This is a genomic window from Vibrio anguillarum, from assembly GCF_003390515.1.
GTDB classification, from domain to species: domain Bacteria; phylum Pseudomonadota; class Gammaproteobacteria; order Enterobacterales; family Vibrionaceae; genus Vibrio; species Vibrio anguillarum.
In genome coordinates this window covers 914,161-935,107 of record NZ_CP031479.1, presented here as the reverse complement: position 1 = coordinate 935,107, position 20,947 = coordinate 914,161, and the positions used below count along the sequence as shown (strand labels likewise).

Sequence of the window (20,947 nt, the reverse complement as noted above, 5' to 3'; positions counted from 1 at the left end):
TCGTGGCTGACACCCGCAATTAGTCAATTCCCAGCACGCGTTTCACTGGCTTAAAGCTTTTACGGTGCTCTGCGATGACGCCATGCTGTTCGATCGCGGCAAAATGCGCTTTAGTTGGATAGCCCTTATGTTGAGCAAAGCCAAATTGTGGGTACAATTTATCGAGCGCTTCCATCTCTTTATCGCGTACCACTTTGGCAATGATTGAGGCGGCGCTGATTTGCGCCACACGCATATCACCCTTGACGACTGCGATACCATGCATCGGTAATTGTGGGACACGGTTGCCATCAATTAAAGCCAAATCAGGTTGAATCGCTAGACCTGCAATCGCGCGTTGCATCGCCACCATCGTCGCTTGAAGAATATTAAGCTCATCAATTTCAGCTGGTGAACAGCGGCCAACAGACCAAGCGAGCGCCTTTTGTTGAATTTCAGGAAAAAGCGCTAGGCGTTTTTTTTCTGATAACTTTTTCGAGTCTGCTAAACCTTCAATCGGATTATTCGGATCCAAGATTACTGCGGCAGTCACTACGTCGCCCACTAATGGACCTCGACCAACTTCATCCACTCCTGCAATCAAAACATAGCCCTTAGGGTATTCAAAAGGAGTCAGTGTTTGTTCTGCCATCTTGTCTATTTTCCTCTCGTTATTTTTCAATCGCTCTTTTTAATCGTTAATGGTTTGGTTAATGGTTAATCAAGCTTAAAACCGCTTTGGCGGCTTGTTGATCGGCACCTTTGCGGATCCAGTGATGCATTTCAGTAAAACGTTCAATTAAAGAGGAATTATCACGGCTGAGCATGCTATCGACCGCAGGAAACAGATGTTGCGGGTCGCATTCATCAAGAATGAACTCAGGAACCAGTTCTTCTCCAGCTAAAATATTGGGCAGTGAAACAAATTCGGTTATCGCAAGCTTCTGAACCAACCATCCGGTGAGCCAGTTCACTTTGTATCCCACCACCATCGGCCGTTTGAGCAACATGCATTCCAGTGCGACGGTGCCAGAGGCAAGTAGCACAGCATCTGCGGCCGTGATGACATTGCGCGCGGTGTCTTCAATAATAGCAAAATCGAGCTCTGGGGCGATCTCCTGCCAAATGGTTTCAAACTGCTGTTTACGTTTAGGATTGACGGCGGCTACCACAAAACCAATATCAGGGTATTTCTGTTTGATTTGTCGACATGTTTCAATAAATGGCTTGGCAATTAAACCGACTTCTCCCCCTCGGCTACCGGGTAGCACAGCCAGCCACTGTTTATCTGTCTCTAATTTCAACAGTTCACGAGCGGCAATTTTATCGGGTTGCAGTGGAATGGCATCGGCCAGTGTATGGCCGACAAATTCGCACGCAACCTGATACTTGTCGTAAAACGCTTTTTCAAACGGGAGAAATGCCAACACTAGATCGGTCGCCGCATCGATTTTAAAAATACGTTTGGGACGCCATGCCCATACAGATGGGCTCACGTAGTGGACGGTTTTGATGCCCGCTTTTTTGAGATCAAGCTCTAGTCGTAAATTAAAATCTGGTGCATCAATACCAACAAACACATCCGGCGGATTGGCTTTAAAATACTTCACCAACTGCGCTTTAACTTTCAGTAAACGCGGTAAGCGGCCAAGCACCTCAACCAGCCCCATCACGGCTAGCTCTTCCATATCAAATAAAGATTCACAACCTTGAGCAATCATTTTAGGGCCGCCAATACCGACAAATTGTGCATTGGGGTATTGCTGCTTGATGGCTTGAATGAAGCCTTCTCCTAATGTATCGCCAGAAAGCTCTCCGGCAACAATACCGATTCTTAGGGGATTTTCATGTGAGTGCATATCGTTTCCTAACAGAATCCGCTCAGCCGTTATGCGGCGTCAAAAAGACAAAAGATCGCTAAACAAGTAGCGATCTTCGGATATTAATCAAAACTCAGTGGCGAACTAACGAATAATGCCACGCTCAGTTTTTTCTAGTAAATCAGTAAAACGCTGAATCGATGGGTACTCTTTCGCCATCTCAACCAATATAGGTAAGACTTCTGCTTGCGTTTTACCTGATCGGTAAATTTCTTTATACGCTTTTTGTAGCGCGCGAATTTCGGCTTTTTCAAAACCATTTCGCTTCAAACCAACAAGGTTAAGGCCAAATGGTGAAGCATGGTTACCTTGTGCTAACACGTAAGCAGGGACATCTTGCACAACAGCAGAACAACCACCGATATAGGCATAAGCACCAACACTACAGAAAGGATGAATCGCCGACAACGCCATAACACCAGCATAGTCACCGACCGTCACATGGCCGCCAAGAATTGCGTTGTTACCAATGTGCGTATGATTACCAACAATCACATCGTGCGCAATATGGGCATTCACACACAATAGGTTGTCGTTGCCAACAACTGTTTGCGTTTTATCTTGCATCGTACCACGGTGAATTTGCACCGCTTCACGAATAACATTGCGATCACCAATGACAACTCGCGTATCTTCACCACCATACTTCTTATCTTGGTTCTCTTCGCCAATGACGGCGTGAGGGAAAATACGGTTCTCTTCACCAATGACGGTGTTTCCTTTGATGACCACATGCGACATCACTTCCGTACCTTGGCCAATGCTTACCCCAGAGGTGATGTAAGTAAATGGACCAACAGTGACGTTAGCTCCGATGATAGCGCCATCTTCAACCACCGCACTTGGGTGGATTTGTGCAGTTTCATGAATCATATTAAAACTCTCTACGAGCACATTTCATTTCAGCTGAACACACAACCTCACCATCAACTTTCGCTACGCCATTAAACAACGCAATACCACGACGCTCTTTAATGAACTGCACTTCGATGATCAGTTGGTCGCCAGGACCTACAGGCTTACGAAACTTCGCATTATCAATACTAGCAAAGTAATACAATTCGTTATCTTTCGGTGCCCCAAAGGTTTTGAATGCTAGTAGGCCCGTTGCTTGTGCCATTGCTTCTAAAATCAGCACACCTGGAAAAATAGGTAACTGCGGAAAATGACCAGTGAACTGAGGTTCATTAACTGACACATTTTTCAAGCCAACAAGGTATTTGCCTTCTTCAAAGTCAATTACACGGTCAATCAACAGAAATGGGTAACGGTGAGGAAGCAGCCTCTGAATTTCAGTGATGTGCATCGTTTTCGTTTCAGTCGTCAAAGTCATATTCCTATACAGTAAAACTTTCAAAAATTATTTGGCATTATAGACGAAAAAGACTCGCAATTGGCGAGCCTAATCGGGAAAAAGTAGAATTAGGATTCCACTTCCTGCTCTAAGTACTTTTCAAGTGCTTTAAGTCGCTTGTGCATATCTTCGATACGGTGAACGCGAGCGGCAGTTTTACGCCATTCTTTGTTCGGTTGCAACGGAATACCAGAAGAGAACATGCCTTTCTCGGTGATGCTGCGCATCACCATCCCCATGCCAGTAATAGTGACCCCATCGACAATCTCGATATGGCCATTGATCACCGCACCGCCACCAATAATGCAATATTTGCCTATGTGGGTGCTGCCAGCAATGATGGTACCGCCAGCAATTGCAGTGCCATAGCCAATACAGACGTTATGTGCAATCTGTAATTGGTTATCGAGAATGACGTTATCTTCAATAATCGTGTCATCTAATGCGCCACGATCAATTGTCGTGCAGGCACCGATTTCAACTCGATTACCGATCCGGACTGTGCCAATTTGCGGAATTTTAATCCACTCACCTTTCTCATTGGCATAGCCAAAACCATCAGAACCAATCACGGCACCTGACTGAATAAGGCACGCCGAGCCAATTTCCACTTCGTGGTAAACGCTGACATTTGCCCACAACTGGGTGTTAGCGCCAATTTTGGCGTTTTTACCGATGAAACAGCCGGCACCAATGGCGACGTTATCGCCCAGTTGCACGCCCGTCTCAATGACCGCGTTTGCACCAATAGAAACGTTCTGCCCTAGCTGGGCATCCGGTGCCACAACAGCAGAAGAGCTGATATCACTCGCAGGTCGCGGTGTCGTGTCCAGCGCTTGCGCCACCTTTGCAAAAGCAACGTATGGATCAGCGACGACCAATACATTGGTTGTACACAATTCACGTTCACTAGCCTTGACCATAATCACCGTTGCGCGGCATTGACCAAGGTGTTTGTTATATTTGGGATTAGAGAGGAAAGTTACGTAACCTTCCTGCGCCTTATCCATAGGTGCGACAGCGGAAACTGTCGCAGAGCCATCACCAAACAGCTCTCCCCCGGTGATGGTTGCCAATTCGGCTAAAGTCAGTTTTGCCATAATAATATTATTTTAGTTGTTTAATTACTTTCTCTGATAGGTTGTAGTCCGGCTTACCATATTGCATAGCTTGCACGTCAACAACGATGTCATAACCTTCTTTTTCCGCAACTTTCTTCACAGCGTCTTGAATCACCATGAAGAGTTTTTGCTTCTCTTCACTCTCACGACGCGCTGAGGCTTGCTCTAACGCTTGCGCTTTGATTTTGTACTTGCTGTCTAATTGACCAATTTCAATACGCAGCTTCTCGATCTCATCTTGACCTAGCAGTTCGCCATCACGTTTAAGTTTTTCAATTTTGGTTTTTGCTTCAGCTTGAATTGACTGTAGCTCTGCCCCTTTATCTTTAAACTCTTCTTGTAATTTTTGCAGCACAACTTCTCGTTGAGGTAATGCTTGGAATACTTGCGCGGTATTAATGTAACCTACTTTCTGCGCCGCCTCAGCGGCTTGCGCAAAAAATGATGAACTCAGTACAACTAGGCCCAATCCTGCCGCTTGAATCGCTTTTTTCAAAATACTTTCCTCTAATTAGAATGTTCTGCCGATCGTGAAAGTGAAGAACTCTTCATTATCACCTTCATAAATTTTAATAGGTTTGGCAATTGAAAATACCAATGGCCCCATAGGTGACATCCACTGTAGTGCCGCACCATAAGAGGAACGGTAATTCATTGGATCTGAGTAATCGTAATAATACTGATCACCATAACCGAGTTTCCCATCTTTGTAATCGAACTCTGTATCCCAAACGCTGGCCATATCGAAGAAAATGCTGGTGCGAATTTGGCTACGAGTTTCATCAGAGGCAAATGGCGTCGGTACAATCAGCTCTACGCTGGCCAGCGCGACCGCGTTACCACCGACAGAGTCATCTGTTGCACTATAGCAGCGGTTGTTGCCACCATTATTGCCATTACAGCCTGTCGCATCGTTATAAATCGCTTTCGGTCCAGCCGAGTTAGATCCAAAACCACGCAAAGTGGTAAAGCCACCTGCATAATAGTTTTCATAGAATGGGAACAAGTTATCGTTACCATCCGTTTTCCCGTAACCATTACCATACCCTAAGCGTCCTCTTAGCAAGAGTGAAAACTCATGTTTTTTGGTTAATGGGAAATACTGGCGAACATCGTACTGCGCTTTGAAATACTTTACGTCTGAACCCGGCACGGTCATCTTGTAGAAAGCGCGTTGGTGATTCCCCGCCGTTGGGAAAATGGTTCGGTTTAAATTATTGCGCGTCCATGAGATGTTGACGTCAAAGTCATTGGTGATCAAACTGCCATCATCGCTACGATTACTCGCTTGAGACTGTAAGAATTGACTAACTTGCACATACTCATCGATATTACCGATCTTGTTGTGCGTGTAACCGATACCGAGGTCAAAACGGTTTAATTCGTCAAATGGGAAACCCCACGTTAAACTTGTGCCGTAGCTTTCATTGGTATAATCAACAATACCAGCTTCAGAAGCCTCAAATTGGTTATAGAAAATCTTACCACCCAAACTGACACCATCAAGGTTCCAGTAGGGATCACGGTAATCTAAACTGATGTTCTTTTGATAGTCGTTCATCATGGCATTGATGCCAACTCGATTACCTGAACCAATGAAGTTGTCTTGTTGTAAACCAACCTGAAAACTCACGCCTGATTCTGTACCATAACCGACACCAAAGTTAACACTACCTGAGTTGGCCTCTTTCACGTTGTACACCAGATCGACTTGGTCTTCACTACCAGGTACACGTACGGTTTGCACATCCACTGTTTCAAAGAAGCCAAGACGGTTCAAACGGCTCTTACCTGTATCAATCGCTTTAGAGCTCAGCCAACTGCCTTCCATTTGACGCATTTCGCGGCGCAAAACTTCATCTTTGGTTGAGTTATTACCGACAAAGCGAATATCACGGACATAGATACGCTTACCCGCTTCCACATGAACAACCAAGGAAACTTCTTGCGTTTCATCATTAAATTCTGGGATGGTTCGAACTTGAGGATAAGCATAGCCAGCTTCACCCAATACTCGTTTTACATCTTCTTCAAGCTTGGTCACCAGTGAGCCGTTATAGGTTTCCTCGGCTTCAAACGGGATCAAAGCGGTAAATTCAGCCTCTTTGCCAATCAGCTCTCCGCGGAATTTAACGTCTTTGATTTTATAAGGCTGACCTTCGCTAATGCCTAAAGTGATATAAACGCCTTTTTTATCAGGAGAAATAGCAACTTGCGTGGAATCGACTTGAAACTTTAAGTAGCCACGGTCGAGGTAGAAAGAGCGCAAAGCTTCAATATCAGCGGCTAAGACCTGCTTTTGGTATTTATCATCAGAGAGGAAATTCCACCACGCCACATCGACATTTAAATTGAAGCGTGACAGTAAATCTTGGTCACTAAACACTTCATTGCCAATAAAGTTGATTTGCTGGATTTTCGCAGAAACCCCTTCACTGAACACAAATTTAAGGTCAGCACGGTTGCGAGGTAAAGGTGTCACCACCGCTTTTACGGTCGCGTTGTACTTACCCACGCTGTAGTAAAAATCTTCCAACCCCTTTTCAATGTTGCTCAAGGTCGTACGATCAAGCGCCTCACCGATGCGGATATTGGATGCATCAAGATTCTGCTGCAACTGCTCTTCTTTGATCGCTTTATTTCCAGAGAAGGAAACACTTGCAATGGTTGGACGTTCTTTCACCTGAACGATCAGAACGTTGTTGTCTCGTAATACTTTGATGTCTTCAAAGTTGCCCGAAGTGTAAAGTGCTTTGATAATATCCGCGACATCTTGTGCATCAACGGTATCGCCAATTCGAACGGGCATTTTAAGCAATGCAGCGCCGAGCGCAACGCGTTGAAGCCCTTCAATTTGAATATCCTGCACTACGAAATTCTCGGCACTATGTGCTGAGAGGCTGGTTGCCAATAGTGTCGCGAAAAGGATCTGTTTCATTGCCATATTTATTCTTGTTATTCCTTGCTACAACTTCTGCCTAATGGTTACAAATCACAGGCGACTAAAATCATTAAATATTGCCACAGCCATCAAAGAAAAGATGATCGCCCCACCAATTCGGTATCCCATTTCTTGAATCTTCTCTGGGACAGGACGACGAATAACGGCTTCAATTGCAAAAAACAGTAAGTGTCCGCCATCTAACATTGGCAGTGGTACTAGATTGATAATGCCTAAGTTGACACTAATCAGAGCCAGAAAACCCAAGAAATAGACCAAACCGTAGTCAGCGGTAGTTCCAGCTCCTTTGGCAATCGAAATCGGCCCACTCAGATTATTCAACCCCACATCACCGACCACCAGTTTTTTCAACATGCTGACGGTTAAGTTGATCACTTGCTGTGTTTTTTCAACCGCTTTTCCGACTGATTCAAATACACCATATTGCAGCTCAAATCGATAACTTTCCGGCCATTCTGCGACTTTAGGAGCGATTCCCGCAAAACCTATCGTTTTGCCTTGCGGTAACTCACGAACGTCAGGCGTAAGCTCGATAGTCAAGCGTTGTTCATCACGCACAACAACCAATGAAACTGGCTGATTGGGATGGCTTTGTATCAACTCCACAACTTGCTGCCAATGGTTTATCTTCGCACCGTTGGCTTCGATCAAGGTGTCCCCAACTTCTAACCCGGCCTTCTCTCCGGCGCTGCCTTGAGAAACATTGGTTAGCGTCAGCGATATTTCAGGGACAAATGGTTTAAAACCCAACGCTCCCATAGCAGACTCTGTTTCTGGGTTAAAGTTCCAAGAACGGATATCTAATGTTTTGATTTCATCCACACCAATTTCATTATTGGTTCCGACGGTGAGCGTTAATTGTTCATCACCAATATGGCTAATCAGCCCCATATTGACCGATTCCCAATCTAAGGTATTCACTCCTGAGACTGCTTTGATCTGCATTCCTGGCTCTAAACCCGCTTGAGCGGCGATCGATTGCGGAGCAATTTCGCCAATCACAGGTTTTACCGCTGGGACGCCAATTAAGAACACGAGCCAATAGGCAAAAATGGCGAAGAAAAAGTTAAAAGCAGGCCCAGCACTCACGACAGCGACACGTTTCCACAATGGTTTTTGGTCAAAAGCTAAGGGTTTTAATTCAGCTGGAACATCATCAACACGGCTATCGAGCATTTTAACGTAGCCGCCGAGAGGAATCATTGAGAGGTTGTACTCGGTGCCATCTTTGGCTACTCGGCTCCAAAGTGATTTACCAAAGCCAATGGAAAATTTTTCGACTTTAATTCCGCAGCGACGTGCTACCCAAAAATGACCAAATTCATGCACAGCAACCAATATACCTAACGCAATGATGAAAGAGACGAAATTCCACAAAATACCACTCATAATAAATGCTCTTGTATGATTTGCTGGGCAATAGTGCGCGCCATTCTATCGAGCTCTAACAAGCTTTCCAAGTCATAGCAATGTAACTGAGTATGTGCTGCACACACTTTTGACAATACACGTTCATTAACTTGTGCGATATCGGTAAAACGAATTTGCTTATTTAAAAAAGCTTCAACGGCTATTTCGTTGGCTGCATTTAAAGAGGTGGTGGCATGTTGCCCTTGATAGCAAGCATCAATCGCCAATCCCAAACAAGGATAACGCTCGTAGTCCACATCCATAAAACTCAAATTACTTAATTTGGTAAAATCCAGTGCCGGAACACCCGCAGTAATGCGTTCTGGATAAGAGAGAGTTAAAGCAATTGGCGTGGACATATCGGGTTCCCCCATTTGCGCAAGCACCGAACCATCGCGGTACTGCACCATAGAGTGAATCACCGACTGTGGGTGGATTAACACTTTTAATTGCTGTTTCGATGCATTAAACAACCACTTAGCTTCAATATATTCCAAACCTTTGTTCATCATGGTAGCGGAATCAACCGAAATTTTCGGCCCCATCGACCAGTTAGGATGAGCAATCGCTTGCTGTGGTGAAACATCAGCTAACGTGGATAAATCACTATAGCGAAAAGGGCCGCCAGAACCCGTGAGCAGAATATGTTGCACACCATGTTCTTGTAAATCACAGCGACCCAAAGAGCCTTGTATTTCAGGGGGTAAGCATTGAAAAATCGCGTTATGTTCGCTATCGACAGGGAGCAATTCCGCACCGTGTTTTTCGACCGCATCAATAAACAATTGGCCAGACATCACCAAGGCTTCTTTGTTTGCCAACAAAACACGCTTGCCCGCCTTTACCGCGGCCATGGTTGGTAACAAACCTGCTGCACCAACAATCGCCGCCATCACCGTATCCACCTCATCTAATGCGGCGACGTGGCACATGGCGTCTTCACCAAATAATACGGTTGTTTTTAAGTTCAGTGACTGCAATTGAGCTAAAAGCTCATCCGCCGCCTTTTGGTTTGCCATTACCGCATAAACTGGCTGCCAACGCTGACATAGCTCACGCATTTTATTGACATTATTTCCCGCGGCTAAAGCCACAACGGAAAAGTGTTCGGGATTTTGAGCCACGACTTTTAATGTGCTTGCCCCAATTGAACCTGTGGCCCCGAGAATCGTTAACTTACGCATAGCAACAACCGTGAATTAAGATTGGGGTAAGACAGCTTAACCCAAGCATTAGAAAATGAAATACAGTAGAGCAAAAACAGGAAATGCAGCCGTCAGGCTATCGATACGATCCAAAACACCACCATGCCCAGGAATAATATTACTGCTGTCTTTAATTCCTGAAACGCGCTTAAACATACTTTCGACCAGATCACCGAGCACAGAGATAATCACAGTCGCTAATGTAATACCGACCATCGACAACGTATTTGTAAACCGAATATCAAACCAATCAGCAGTAAACCACGCCACAATCAATGCCGTAATAATGCCACCAATCAACCCTTCAATGGTTTTATTTGGACTGACTGCTGGCGCCATTTTGTGCTTACCAAAACTTTTGCCCGCAAAATAAGCACCACTGTCTGCAGCCCAAACAATTAAGCAGACAAATAGCACCAACTTAGCACCGTGGTATGGCTCACTCAAAAAGGCTTCTGCGCGTAAAAAAAGTACGCTCCAGAAAAAAGGAAGTAGCGTAAGCACACCAAAGAGGTGCCTAAGTAGATTGGATTTTTCCCACCATGGGCGGGATTTAGGATAGGTAATGGCTAAAAAGCTAGAAAACAGCCACCAAGCCACCCCAATACTTAATATCACATAGTGATTCGAGTTCATGCTGGCTAGGCTAACGGCATCAGGGGAAATCAATAGGTAACTTGCTCCACCAATAATAATGGCTGGCAACAGCGCCAGATACCTAGATGTCGAATCGATAAACTGCGTCCATTCCCATACACCGACGAGCGCCACAAGGGCCAAAACGGCCATAAATAGGGGGAGTGGCAGTTCAAAAATGCCCAGCATCACCAGTGGAGCTAATATGAGCGCCGTGATAATTCGTTGCTTCAAACTAATGGATCCTTTATTTCTGTTCCATCAATGCCTTAACCTGTTCCCCTGTGCAGCCAAAACGGCGTTCACGGTTAACAAACCAAGTCACTGCTTCAATTAAACTTTCTTCACCAAACTCAGGCCAGTAAATCGGCGTAAAGTACATCTCTGCATAGGCCAATTGCCACAACATAAAATTACTAATACGACATTCACCGCTGGTACGAATGAGCAAATCCACTTCAGGAATATCAGACATCGTTAGCGACTGTGTAATCAGCGTCTCGTCAATCTGATCAGGAGAAAGCTCACCGCTCGCCACTTTGACCGCGATAGAGCGCATTGCTTCTGTGATATCCCATTTTCCGCCATAGTTTGCGGCGATATTAACGACCATGCCACTGTTTGATGAGGTTAACTCTTCTGCCTGAGCGATTTTTGTTTGTAAGCGTGAGCTAAAACGTGTTTTATCACCAATGACCCTAAGACGCAGATTGTTCTTATGCAGCTTTTTTACTTCTGTGGATAGCACAGTAATAAATAACTCCATCAACACGCCTACTTCAGCTTCCGGACGTCGCCAATTTTCACTGCTAAAGGCAAACAAAGTAACGGCTTTAATACCCAATTTCGCTGCAGTAGAAATCGTTCTTCGGACCGCTGCTACACCATTCTTATGACCAAATACACGAGGTTTACCTTGTGCTTTAGCCCAACGGCCATTTCCGTCCATAATGATTGCGATGTGTTGGGGTAATACATCAGATGAGAGGGATGAGTTTTGCATAAGAAATTAATTGATTACCAAACTGATAGGGCAAAATAGCATAAAAAAACGCTGCACTGTGAGCACAGCGTTTTAGAAAGGCTAAAAAGAGCGAATTAAACTTCCATTAACTCTTTTTCTTTTGCAGCAAGAACTTCATCAATTCTCTTAATCGCTACATCGGTAAGTTTTTGAATCTCTTCTTGCGCTTTATGATCTTCGTCTTCAGAGATTTCTTTATCTTTCAGTAGAGCTTTTAAGTCGCCATTGGCATCACGACGAATGTTGCGAACTGCAACGCGACCACCTTCAGCTTCACCACGAACAATTTTCACCAAATTACGACGACGTTCTTCGGTCAGTGGTGGCAGTGGTACACGAATAACCGTACCTGCAGACATTGGGTTTAGACCCAAATCAGACATCAAAATCGCTTTTTCAACTTTTGGCGTCAACTCTTTATCAAAAACAGTGATCGCGAGAGTACGTGCATCTTCAGCTACAACGTTAGCGATTTGATTCAGCGGTGTCGAAGCACCATAGTAATCGACAGAAATGCCGGAGAGTAAACTTGGGTGAGCGCGACCAGTACGTACCTTAGAAAGGTTGTTTTTCAGGGCATCTACGCTCTTATCCATACGCTCTTGAGCGTCTTTCTTGATTTCGTTAATCACAAATATCACCTACTTGTTTTTTTGTTTTGGAGTGATTAGTCAGCGGTGCTAATTAGTGTACCTTCCGCTTCACCCATTACCACGCGACGTAGTGCGCCCGGTTTGTTCATATTAAATACGCGGATTGGCATTTTATGGTCACGCGCTAGCGTAAACGCGGCCAAGTCCATCACTTTTAGCTCTTTTTCAAGCACGGTTGTATAAGACAGCTTATCATACAGTTCTGCGTCTGGGTTTGCCACTGGGTCTGCACTAAATACGCCATCTACTTTTGTCGCTTTTAGAACCACATCCGCTTCAATTTCAATACCGCGCAAACAGGCAGCAGAATCAGTTGTAAAGAATGGGTTACCAGTACCCGCAGAGAAGATCACAACACGGCCTTGACGTAGTTGGCTGATAGCATCGGCCCAATTGTAATCGTCACACACACCTTTAAGAGGAATGGCAGACATCACGCGCGCATTCACATAAGCACGGTGCAAAGCATCACGCATCGCCAAACCATTCATTACGGTTGCCAGCATTCCCATGTGGTCGCCCACAACACGGTTCATGCCCGCTTCAGCAAGACCTGCGCCACGGAATAAGTTACCGCCGCCGATGACAACACCCACTTGAACACCCAGTTCAACCAGTTCTTTTACTTCCTGTGCCATGCGATCTAACACCGCAGGATCAATACCAAAACCTTCTTCGCCTTGTAGCGCTTCACCGCTAAGTTTTAACAGGATACGTTGATAGGCTGGTTTAGGGTTCGTAGTCATGGAGCTTACCTTCCAAATAGAGAGTTGTTAATTAACAGTCATGATTTAAAACTGAATACTGAATTCTAAATCATCACAATTAGTCTCAATATGCCATTCGTAAAAAGACCGCAGCCTTGGCTACGGTCTCTTTCTTAGGCAAAATCGCTAGGATTAACCTTTTTGAACCATTGCAACTTCTTCAGCGAAGCTAAGTTCTTGAGCTTTCTCAATACCTTCACCAACTTCTAGACGTACGAAGTTAGTAACGGTTGCGCCTTTAGCTTTCAGCATTGCGCCAACAGTTTGAGAAGGATCCATGATGAACGCTTGACCAGTAAGTGATACTTCACCTGTGAACTTAGTCATGCGGCCTTCAACCATTTTCTCAGCAATTGCTGCTGGCTTACCAGATTGCATTGCGATTTCGATTTGGATTTCACGCTCTTTAGCCACAACTTCTGCTGGTACATCTTCAGGGTTCACGTACTCAGGTTTTGCAGCAGCAACGTGCATTGCTACGTGTTTGATGGTCTCTTCATCCGCTTCACCAGCAACCACAACACCGATACGGTCGCCATGGCGGTATGAACCTACTTTAGCGCCTTCGATGTAATGAACGCGACGGATAGTGATGTTTTCACCAATTTTAGCAACAAGAGCAATACGTGCTTCTTCAAATTTAGCTTGAAGTGCTGCGATATCTAGACGCTCAGCAAGTGCAACCGCTAGAACTTCGTTAGCAAACGCTAGGAAGCTTGAATCTTTTGCTACGAAGTCAGTTTGGCAGTTCACTTCTAGAAGTGCTGCAAAACCATCAGCTTCTTTAATTAGGATAGTACCTTCAGCTGCGATGTTACCTGCTTTTTTCGCTGCTTTAGCTGCGCCGCTTTTGCGCATGTTTTCAATTGCTAGTTCGATGTCAGCGTTTGCTTCTACAAGCGCTTTTTTACATTCCATCATACCTGCGCCAGTACGCTCGCGCAGTTCTTTTACTAGAGCAGCAGTTACAGTTGCCATTCTCTATTCCTCAGTTGATTCTGGTGGTAAAAATCAGGGGCCGATTGTTTGGCCCCTGATGCTAACTATAACTTGTTCAATGCATCAATCGTGTGACACATATAATCAAGTGTGACTCAGAGCCGCTATTATTCTGCTTCTACGAAACCGTCTTTTGCAGCAGCAAGTGCAGCTGCATCTTTGTTACGACCTTCGTTAACCGTTTCTGCAACAGCATTTAGGTAAAGCTGGATTGCACGGATTGCGTCGTCGTTACCAGGGATAATGTAGTCAACGCCATCTGGGTTAGAGTTAGTATCAACAACAGCGTAAACTGGGATACCTAGGTTGTTTGCTTCTTTAACTGCAATGTGCTCGTGATCTGCATCGATAACGAATAGTGCGTCAGGTAGACCGCCCATATCTTTGATACCACCAAGAGATTTCTCTAGCTTCTCCATTTCACGAGTACGCATTAGAGCTTCTTTCTTAGTTAGCTTATCAAAAGTGCCATCTGTTGCTTGAATTTCAAGCTCTTTTAGACGCTTGATTGACTGACGAACAGTTTTCCAGTTAGTTAGCATGCCGCCCAACCAGCGGTTGTTAACGTAGAATTGGTTGCTTGCGATAGCCGCTTCTTTAACAGCTTCAGATGCTGCGCGTTTAGTACCAACGAAAAGAACTTTACCTTTTTTCTCGCCAACTTTTTGTAGCTCAGCTAGAGCTTCGTTGAACATAGGAACAGTTTTTTCTAAGTTGATGATGTGAACACGGCTACGAGCACCAAAAATGAATGGCTTCATTTTTGGGTTCCAGTAACGAGTCTGGTGACCGAAGTGAACACCAGCTTTTAGCATGTCGCGCATTGATACAGTTGCCATTTAAAAATCCTCTATGGGGTTAGGCCTCCACATTCCCCATGTATCCGACCCCTAACATCTATTCGGTTGTTGCCGATAGTTTTATTGTTGGAGCACCCCGGAACACGTGTCGGAATGTGTGTGATTTAAAGATAATGTGTTTAGAAAGGAAGGTGGGCTTCGTCATTTCAGAAGAAAACGCACTTCGATTCCGGCGCGCTTTATACCATATTTAGCCCTTCTCTGGCTAGAAAAAAATACGACACATCATGGCCTAGGTAAGCTGTAGTTATGCAAACAATTCTTACTTACCGACAGGGATCCCTTGCGATTCATCCATGCACTGCTAGAATAACGCCCATTCGCACAGTTAAGTGCTTAAGAATTAATGCATAGAGAAAGCCGATGTCTGTAAAAATCAAAACTGCTGAAGAAATAGCCAAAATGCGCGTCGCGGGTAAACTGGCTGCCGATGTCCTTGAGATGATTGAACCGCATGTAAAAGTGGGCATCACCACTGAAGAACTTGACCAGATCTGCCACAAGTACATCACTGAAGTACAGCAAGCTATTCCAGCACCATTGAATTACCACGGTTTTCCTAAATCGATCTGTACCTCTATCAATCACATTGTTTGTCACGGCATTCCGGCAACTCAAGATACGCAGTATGGGCAATTACAGCGTCCAGCGGTACTGAAAGAGGGTGATATTCTGAACATTGATATCACGGTTATTAAAGATGGCTACCACGGTGATACCTCAAAGATGTTCTTTGTCGGTGAAGTGTCGCCAGCAGATAAGCGCCTATGTCTTGTTGCGCAAGAGTGTCTTTATATCGGCATGAAGAAGGTCAAGCCCGGTGTTCAATTGGGTGAGATTGGTACTGCGATCGAAAAACACATTAAAACCAATAATAAAAATAACCCACGTCTTAAATTTTCGATTGTGAAAGATTATTGCGGCCACGGTATTGGCGCTCAATTTCATGAAGAACCACAAGTGGTTCACTATAAAAACGGCGACAGAACCGTACTGCGTGAAGGGATGATTTTCACTATCGAGCCAATGATTAATGCGGGTAAATTTGGTTGCCGCCTTGATGATGAAGACAATTGGACGGTTTACACCGCCGATGGCAAAAACTCAGCACAGTGGGAACACACCATTTTGGTTACCGCCACTGGCTGTGAAGTGCTGACGCTGCGTGAAGAAGAAACCATTCCGCGTCTGATGCATAACGCCTAATTACATCGAACCAAAACCTTATCAATCAATATCCCTCTTGCAGGGATATTTTTTTATCTGCAGTGATTTGATACAGTCAGTCTACGTTGTGACATATCACCAGCATGGATTGCCGTTATGCCTTTTCAGTCTCCCCTCACCTTTACTGACGCACAACTCACTATCGGCGAGCTTAAACAACAACTTGAACAGTTCACTCAGTATCAGAAACATCAATTTTTGCACCACCATCCGGTCAACGACCTGGTATTAGGCCGCTCTGAATATATGGACCAACTGCTCTACAGGTTATGGGAACATTATTCATTTTCGCAGGTTCCAGACATCAGTTTAGTGGCCGTCGGAGGCTATGGCCGCGGTGAACTTCATCCTCTTTCGGATATCGATATTCTGGTCGTCTCCAATCATACTTTACCCGCTGAACTCGGCAGTAAAATTAGTGAATTTATTACCCTGCTGTGGGATTTGCGTTTAGAAGTGGGCCATGCCGTGCGTACCGTGCAGCAGTGCGCTGAAATTGGCCGTGAAGATTTAACCGTCGCAACAAACTTACAAGAAGCTCGGCTATTATGTGGTAGCGAAGAGACATTTTATAAACTCAAGATGTTGATTCATTCCGAATCGTTTTGGCCAAGCGAAACCTTTTACCGCGCCAAAATTCAAGAGCAGCGCGACCGACACGCTCGTTACCATGACACCACTTATAACCTTGAACCCGATATCAAATCGACTCCTGGAGGCTTAAGGGACATTCATACTTTAAGCTGGGTGGCTAGACGCCACTTTGGTGCAACATCACTGCTTGAAATGAGTCGTTTTGGTTTTTTAACTGATGCTGAATATCGTGAGCTAGTAGAGTGCCAAGACTTTTTATGGCGCGTGCGCTTTGCGCTGCACATTGAATTAAAACGCTATGACAATCGGCTTATTTTTGCTCATCAAGCTCAAGTGGCAGAACATCTGGGCTTTACTGGTGAAGGGAATCGCGCAGTCGAGATGATGATGAAAGAGTTCTACCGTACGCTACGTCGTGTTGCGGAACTCAACAAAATGCTCCTGCGTCTGTTTGATCAAGCCATACTCAATAACGGCGAAGAAGCCGTGGCAGAAATTTTAGATGATGATTTTCAACGTCGTGGCAACTTAATAGAAGCTCGTAAACCAGCGCTTTTCCAAGCTCGCCCTGAAACGATCTTAGATATGTTTATTCATATCGCCAATGATTCCAGCATCGAAAGCGTCGCGCCCACAACCATGCGCCAGTTGCGTACAGCCAGAAGGCGGCTCAATAAATTCCTGCACACCATTCCCGAAGCGCGTGAAAAATTCATGGCATTGGTACGTCACCCTAACGCACTACATCGTGCGTTCAGCCTGATGCATAAATTAGGCGTGCTCGCCGCTTATCTTCCCCAATGGAGCCAAATTGTTGGACAAATGCAGTTCGACCTATTCCATGTTTATACGGTCGATGAACACAGCATTCGTCTTCTCAAACACATCAATACCTTTAGCTACGCACAAAATCACGATAAACACCCCATCTGTTGCGAAGTCTACCCACGTCTCCAGAAAAAGGAGATGCTGATTCTGGCCGCTATTTTTCACGACATTGCCAAAGGGCGTGGCGGCGATCACTCTGAAATCGGTGCGGTAGAAGCCTATGATTTTTGTATTGAACACGGTTTATCAAAACCTGAAGCAAAATTAGTCTCTTGGCTGGTACAAAACCACCTCTTGATGTCGGTAACGGCGCAAAGACGCGACATTTACGACCCAGATGTCATTACCGAATTTGCCAAAAAAGTGCGCGATGAAGAGTATCTCGAACATCTTGTTTGCCTGACTGTCGCGGACATCTGCGCTACTAACCCTGAGCTTTGGAACAGTTGGAAACGCACCTTGCTGGCAGAGCTATATCACTCAACACAGCGGGCACTTAGGCGTGGGCTTGAAAACCCAGTAGATGTGCGCGATCGCATTCGCCACAACCAACAAATGGCATCCGCATTGCTTCGTAAAGAAGGCTACAGCGCACGCGAAATTGAAGTGCTTTGGCAACGCTTTAAAGCGGATTACTTTTTGCGTCACACTCACAAGCAGATCGCTTGGCATTGTGAGCACCTACTCAAACATAGCGACCCAAGCCAACCGCTGATCCTAATGAGCAAAAAAGCCACTCGTGGCGGCACTGAATTGTTTGTTTACACTAAAGATCAACCCGCCCTCTTTGCGACTGTGGTTGCTGAACTGGACCGTCGAAATCTCAATGTTCATGATGCGCAGATCATGTCAAGTAAAGATGGCTACGTCCTTGATACCTTCATGGTACTGGATCAAAACGGCCATGCAATTGACGAAGAGTGTCACCCATCGTTGATCAAACACCTACTCAGTGGGCTAGAAACGGGTTGGCAGAACAAACTGAAATTGCGCCGCACGCCACGTAACTTGCAACATTTTAAAGTCAAAACTAAAGTCGATTTTTTACCCACCAAAAGCAATAAACGAACCTTAATGGAATTAGTCGCACTTGATACTCCGGGACTGCTGGCAACGGTCGGAGCCACATTTGCTGACTTAAACATTAACCTGCATGGTGCAAAAATCACCACCATTGGCGAACGAGCAGAAGATTTGTTTATTCTCACCGGTTCGCAAGGCGGAAAATTGAGTGAAGAAGAAGAGTGCACGTTACGTGAAATGCTGATTAAAAATGTTTCTGAACTCGCGCCAAATTAAACGGAAAAGGAAAGCGATCTGGTCCACAACTTGAACCATTGATATCACGATGAACTATCTCGGGCGAGCATGGACTGCTACATTGAAATGGTTCATTGATGTGTCACAAAATACAATAGAGGTTGCCTATGTATCCCTACCTCACCGGTTTAGGCATTCAAGATCCTAAACAGATTGAGCGCTATTCACTTCGTCAAGAAGCCCATAAAGATGTGTTGAAGATTTACTTTCATAAGCAGAAAGGCGAGCTGTTCGCTAAAAGCGTGAAATTTAAATACCCTCGACAAGTAAAAAATGTATTGGTCGATAGCGGCAGCCATCAATACAAAGAGGTGACGGAGATCAACCGTAATTTAACCTTGGTGATTGATGAACTAAATAAAATCACTAAGCCGGTTCCTATGAGTGATCTCGATCTGAAGCAAAAAATATTGACTGACTTGCGCCATTTGGAAAAAGTGGTCACGAGCAAAATCGCTGAAATTGAAGCTGACTTAGAGAAGCTAAAATAGTCTCAAGACAGTAAAGTAACTTTAGATACCCAGAGCATCGAATAACCCTGTTTCAGATAACTCTTCACTGACAAAAAAGGTTCCCAAAGGAACCTTTTTTGTTGCTAAGTCTAAGCCGTCAATCAATATTGAACGCTGACAATGTTATAACCAACCCGCCCAAAAGCCGACCCAATACAGCGCAATCGCGGATACAACACCTGCCACGATATCATCGAGCATAATCCCCAAACCACCATGCACTCGTTTATCTAACCAACTGATCGGCCACGGTTTGAGCATATCGAAAAAGCGAAACAGCACGAATCCAGCCACCAGCCATTTCCAATCTAAACTGGGCAATTCAAACAGTGGCACGACTAGCATTGTTATCCAAAAACCGGCAAATTCATCCCACACAATCGAACCGTGGTCATGCACTTTCATGTCGTCAGAAGTCACTTGGCAAATTTTCACGCCCACCAAGCAAGCCAGCACAACCACGGCACAATACACAGTGATAGGTAGCTGTACTAACAGCAAATAAAAAGGCACTGAGGCAAGCGTTCCCATTGTGCCGGGCACGATAGGCGATAGGCCACTGCCAAAACCCGTGGCCAAAAGATGCCAAGGGTTCTTTAATGAGATTAATGCGATAGGGTTTGTCATCCGTTCACCTTAAAATGATCATAGCCGCTTAACTGCCAATTGAGTTTTTTGCCTTGATGCTGGAGCTCGAAAATACCCTGCGGGCGAATTTGGCCAATGCAACTCACCTTACAACCACAATGAGCAAGCGCACTTTCGATGGAACCTCGGTTATGCTCTGGAACAGTGAAACACAACTCATACTCTTCACCGCTGGTTAGTGCATATTGCTGTGCTATTTGTCTCTCGCCCACAAACTGCAACAGCTCTTGCGAGATAGGCAACGCACCGACATCTAAACTCACCCCAACATTTGAACGATGCAAAATATGTTTGAGATCAGACACTAAACCATCGGAAATATCAATTGCAGAAGAAGCCAAATGAAGCAATGCTTGGCCAGCAAGAATTCTTGGCGTTGAGAGATAGTGACGCTTTTCAAGCTCTTGGGCAAAAGGTTTATTGCGTAAGCTTGGGTCAAGAATCACATCGAGCCCTGCTTGGCTATCACCAAGCTCGCCAGTGACATAAACCCAATCTCCCACTTTGGCTCCACTGCGCAGCAGCGCCAATTCTTGTGGCACAAAACCTTGTACTGTCAAGGTAATGCTCAGTGGTCCTTTGGTTGTATCCCCACCAATTAGCTGAATATTGTAGTAATTCGCAAGTTCGAAAAAAGCATCACAAAAGGGTTTTAGCCATGCTTCATCGACACTAGGTAGAGTGAGTGCGAGCGATACCCAAGCAGGCGTTGCCCCCATCGCAGCCAAATCACTGATGTTAGATGACAATGCTTTATGAGCCACCCAAGCCGGATTCGCATCGGTTAAAAAATGAGTGCCTGCGACTAAGGTGTCGGTACTGATGGCGATCCGAACATTTTCTGGTGCTTTGACCAATGCACAATCATCTCCTAGAGCAAGAGAGACATCTTTACGTTGTGACTGACGGTTAGAGAAATAGGTATCGATTAAATTGAATTCACCGAACATAAAAAATTCCCTGCCCTG

20 protein-coding genes are annotated in these 20,947 nt (G+C 45.0%); 3 read left to right on the top strand and 17 right to left on the bottom strand.

Annotated features, from left to right (window positions below; all coding sequences use genetic code 11):
- Window positions 1-19: 19 nt before the first annotated feature.
- From rnhB to rpsB, 15 genes are all read right to left on the bottom strand, one after another.
- Window positions 20-631 (bottom strand): ribonuclease HII, encoded by a 612-nt coding sequence (gene rnhB / locus DD616_RS08300; protein ID WP_026027914.1) that lies wholly within the window; start codon window positions 629-631, stop codon window positions 20-22.
- 58 nt (window positions 632-689) lie between these two features.
- Window positions 690-1,838, bottom strand: a complete 1,149-nt coding sequence (gene lpxB / locus DD616_RS08295; RefSeq protein WP_088732787.1) for a lipid-A-disaccharide synthase — start codon at window positions 1,836-1,838, stop codon at window positions 690-692.
- A gap of 105 nt (window positions 1,839-1,943) precedes the next feature.
- Entirely contained in the window at window positions 1,944-2,732 is a 789-nt protein-coding gene (gene lpxA, locus DD616_RS08290; RefSeq protein ID WP_010320113.1) for an acyl-ACP--UDP-N-acetylglucosamine O-acyltransferase, read from the bottom strand.
- Window position 2,733: 1 nt separating this feature from the next.
- Window positions 2,734-3,165, bottom strand: coding sequence for a 3-hydroxyacyl-ACP dehydratase FabZ (fabZ, locus tag DD616_RS08285; RefSeq protein WP_026027636.1), 432 nt, complete (start codon window positions 3,163-3,165; stop codon window positions 2,734-2,736).
- Window positions 3,166-3,281: 116 nt separating this feature from the next.
- Window positions 3,282-4,313 carry a UDP-3-O-(3-hydroxymyristoyl)glucosamine N-acyltransferase gene (gene lpxD, locus DD616_RS08280; protein ID WP_208872166.1) on the bottom strand — a complete coding sequence of 344 codons (1,032 nt, stop codon included), beginning with the start codon at window positions 4,311-4,313 and terminating at the stop codon, window positions 3,282-3,284.
- Between the two features lie 7 nt (window positions 4,314-4,320).
- A complete protein-coding gene (locus tag DD616_RS08275) occupies window positions 4,321-4,830 on the bottom strand; it encodes an OmpH family outer membrane protein (RefSeq protein WP_013856212.1) in 510 nt (169 codons plus the stop codon).
- 15 nt (window positions 4,831-4,845) lie between these two features.
- Window positions 4,846-7,278, bottom strand: coding sequence for an outer membrane protein assembly factor BamA (bamA, locus tag DD616_RS08270; RefSeq protein ID WP_017046601.1), 2,433 nt, complete (start codon window positions 7,276-7,278; stop codon window positions 4,846-4,848).
- Window positions 7,279-7,326: 48 nt separating this feature from the next.
- Window positions 7,327-8,685 carry a sigma E protease regulator RseP gene (gene rseP, locus DD616_RS08265; protein WP_094163815.1) on the bottom strand — a complete coding sequence of 453 codons (1,359 nt, stop codon included), beginning with the start codon at window positions 8,683-8,685 and terminating at the stop codon, window positions 7,327-7,329.
- Window positions 8,682-9,890, bottom strand: a complete 1,209-nt coding sequence (ispC, locus tag DD616_RS08260) for a 1-deoxy-D-xylulose-5-phosphate reductoisomerase (protein ID WP_019282312.1) — start codon at window positions 9,888-9,890, stop codon at window positions 8,682-8,684. The genes rseP and ispC overlap by 4 nt, the downstream gene beginning before the upstream one ends.
- A 48-nt stretch (window positions 9,891-9,938) precedes the next feature.
- Window positions 9,939-10,781: a phosphatidate cytidylyltransferase gene (locus DD616_RS08255; protein WP_013856208.1), complete on the bottom strand. Its 843-nt coding sequence runs from the start codon at window positions 10,779-10,781 to the stop codon at window positions 9,939-9,941.
- Window positions 10,782-10,794: 13 nt separating this feature from the next.
- Window positions 10,795-11,550 carry an undecaprenyl pyrophosphate synthase gene (gene uppS, locus DD616_RS08250; RefSeq protein WP_013856207.1) on the bottom strand — a complete coding sequence of 252 codons (756 nt, stop codon included), beginning with the start codon at window positions 11,548-11,550 and terminating at the stop codon, window positions 10,795-10,797.
- 95 nt (window positions 11,551-11,645) lie between these two features.
- Window positions 11,646-12,203, bottom strand: a complete 558-nt coding sequence (frr, locus tag DD616_RS08245) for a ribosome recycling factor (protein WP_010320122.1) — start codon at window positions 12,201-12,203, stop codon at window positions 11,646-11,648.
- Window positions 12,204-12,238: 35 nt separating this feature from the next.
- Window positions 12,239-12,970: a UMP kinase gene (pyrH, locus tag DD616_RS08240; protein WP_010320123.1), complete on the bottom strand. Its 732-nt coding sequence runs from the start codon at window positions 12,968-12,970 to the stop codon at window positions 12,239-12,241.
- Window positions 12,971-13,123: 153 nt separating this feature from the next.
- Window positions 13,124-13,969: a translation elongation factor Ts gene (gene tsf / locus DD616_RS08235; protein WP_013856205.1), complete on the bottom strand. Its 846-nt coding sequence runs from the start codon at window positions 13,967-13,969 to the stop codon at window positions 13,124-13,126.
- A 128-nt stretch (window positions 13,970-14,097) separates the two neighbouring features.
- Window positions 14,098-14,829, bottom strand: a complete 732-nt coding sequence (rpsB, locus tag DD616_RS08230) for a 30S ribosomal protein S2 (protein ID WP_013856204.1) — start codon at window positions 14,827-14,829, stop codon at window positions 14,098-14,100.
- A 384-nt stretch (window positions 14,830-15,213) separates the two neighbouring features.
- Here rpsB and map point away from each other — a divergent pair, with 384 nt between their 5' ends.
- The 3 genes from map (at window position 15,214) to DD616_RS08215 (ending at window position 19,310) form a co-directional block, all read left to right on the top strand.
- A complete protein-coding gene (gene map, locus DD616_RS08225; protein ID WP_017044011.1) occupies window positions 15,214-16,056 on the top strand; it encodes a type I methionyl aminopeptidase in 843 nt (280 codons plus the stop codon).
- Window positions 16,057-16,173: 117 nt separating this feature from the next.
- Entirely contained in the window at window positions 16,174-18,798 is a 2,625-nt protein-coding gene (glnD, locus tag DD616_RS08220) for a bifunctional uridylyltransferase/uridylyl-removing protein GlnD (protein ID WP_013856202.1), read from the top strand.
- A gap of 128 nt (window positions 18,799-18,926) precedes the next feature.
- On the top strand, window positions 18,927-19,310 hold the full coding sequence (locus DD616_RS08215; protein ID WP_026027637.1) for a DUF3461 family protein: 384 nt from the start codon (window positions 18,927-18,929) through the stop codon (window positions 19,308-19,310).
- 144 nt (window positions 19,311-19,454) lie between these two features.
- Here the strand turns inward: DD616_RS08215 and pgpA are convergent, their stop codons facing one another.
- A complete protein-coding gene (gene pgpA, locus DD616_RS08210; RefSeq protein WP_047689286.1) occupies window positions 19,455-19,958 on the bottom strand; it encodes a phosphatidylglycerophosphatase A in 504 nt (167 codons plus the stop codon).
- Window positions 19,955-20,929 carry a thiamine-phosphate kinase gene (gene thiL / locus DD616_RS08205; protein ID WP_208872165.1) on the bottom strand — a complete coding sequence of 325 codons (975 nt, stop codon included), beginning with the start codon at window positions 20,927-20,929 and terminating at the stop codon, window positions 19,955-19,957. The genes pgpA and thiL overlap by 4 nt, the downstream gene beginning before the upstream one ends.
- Window positions 20,930-20,947: the final 18 nt, after the last annotated feature.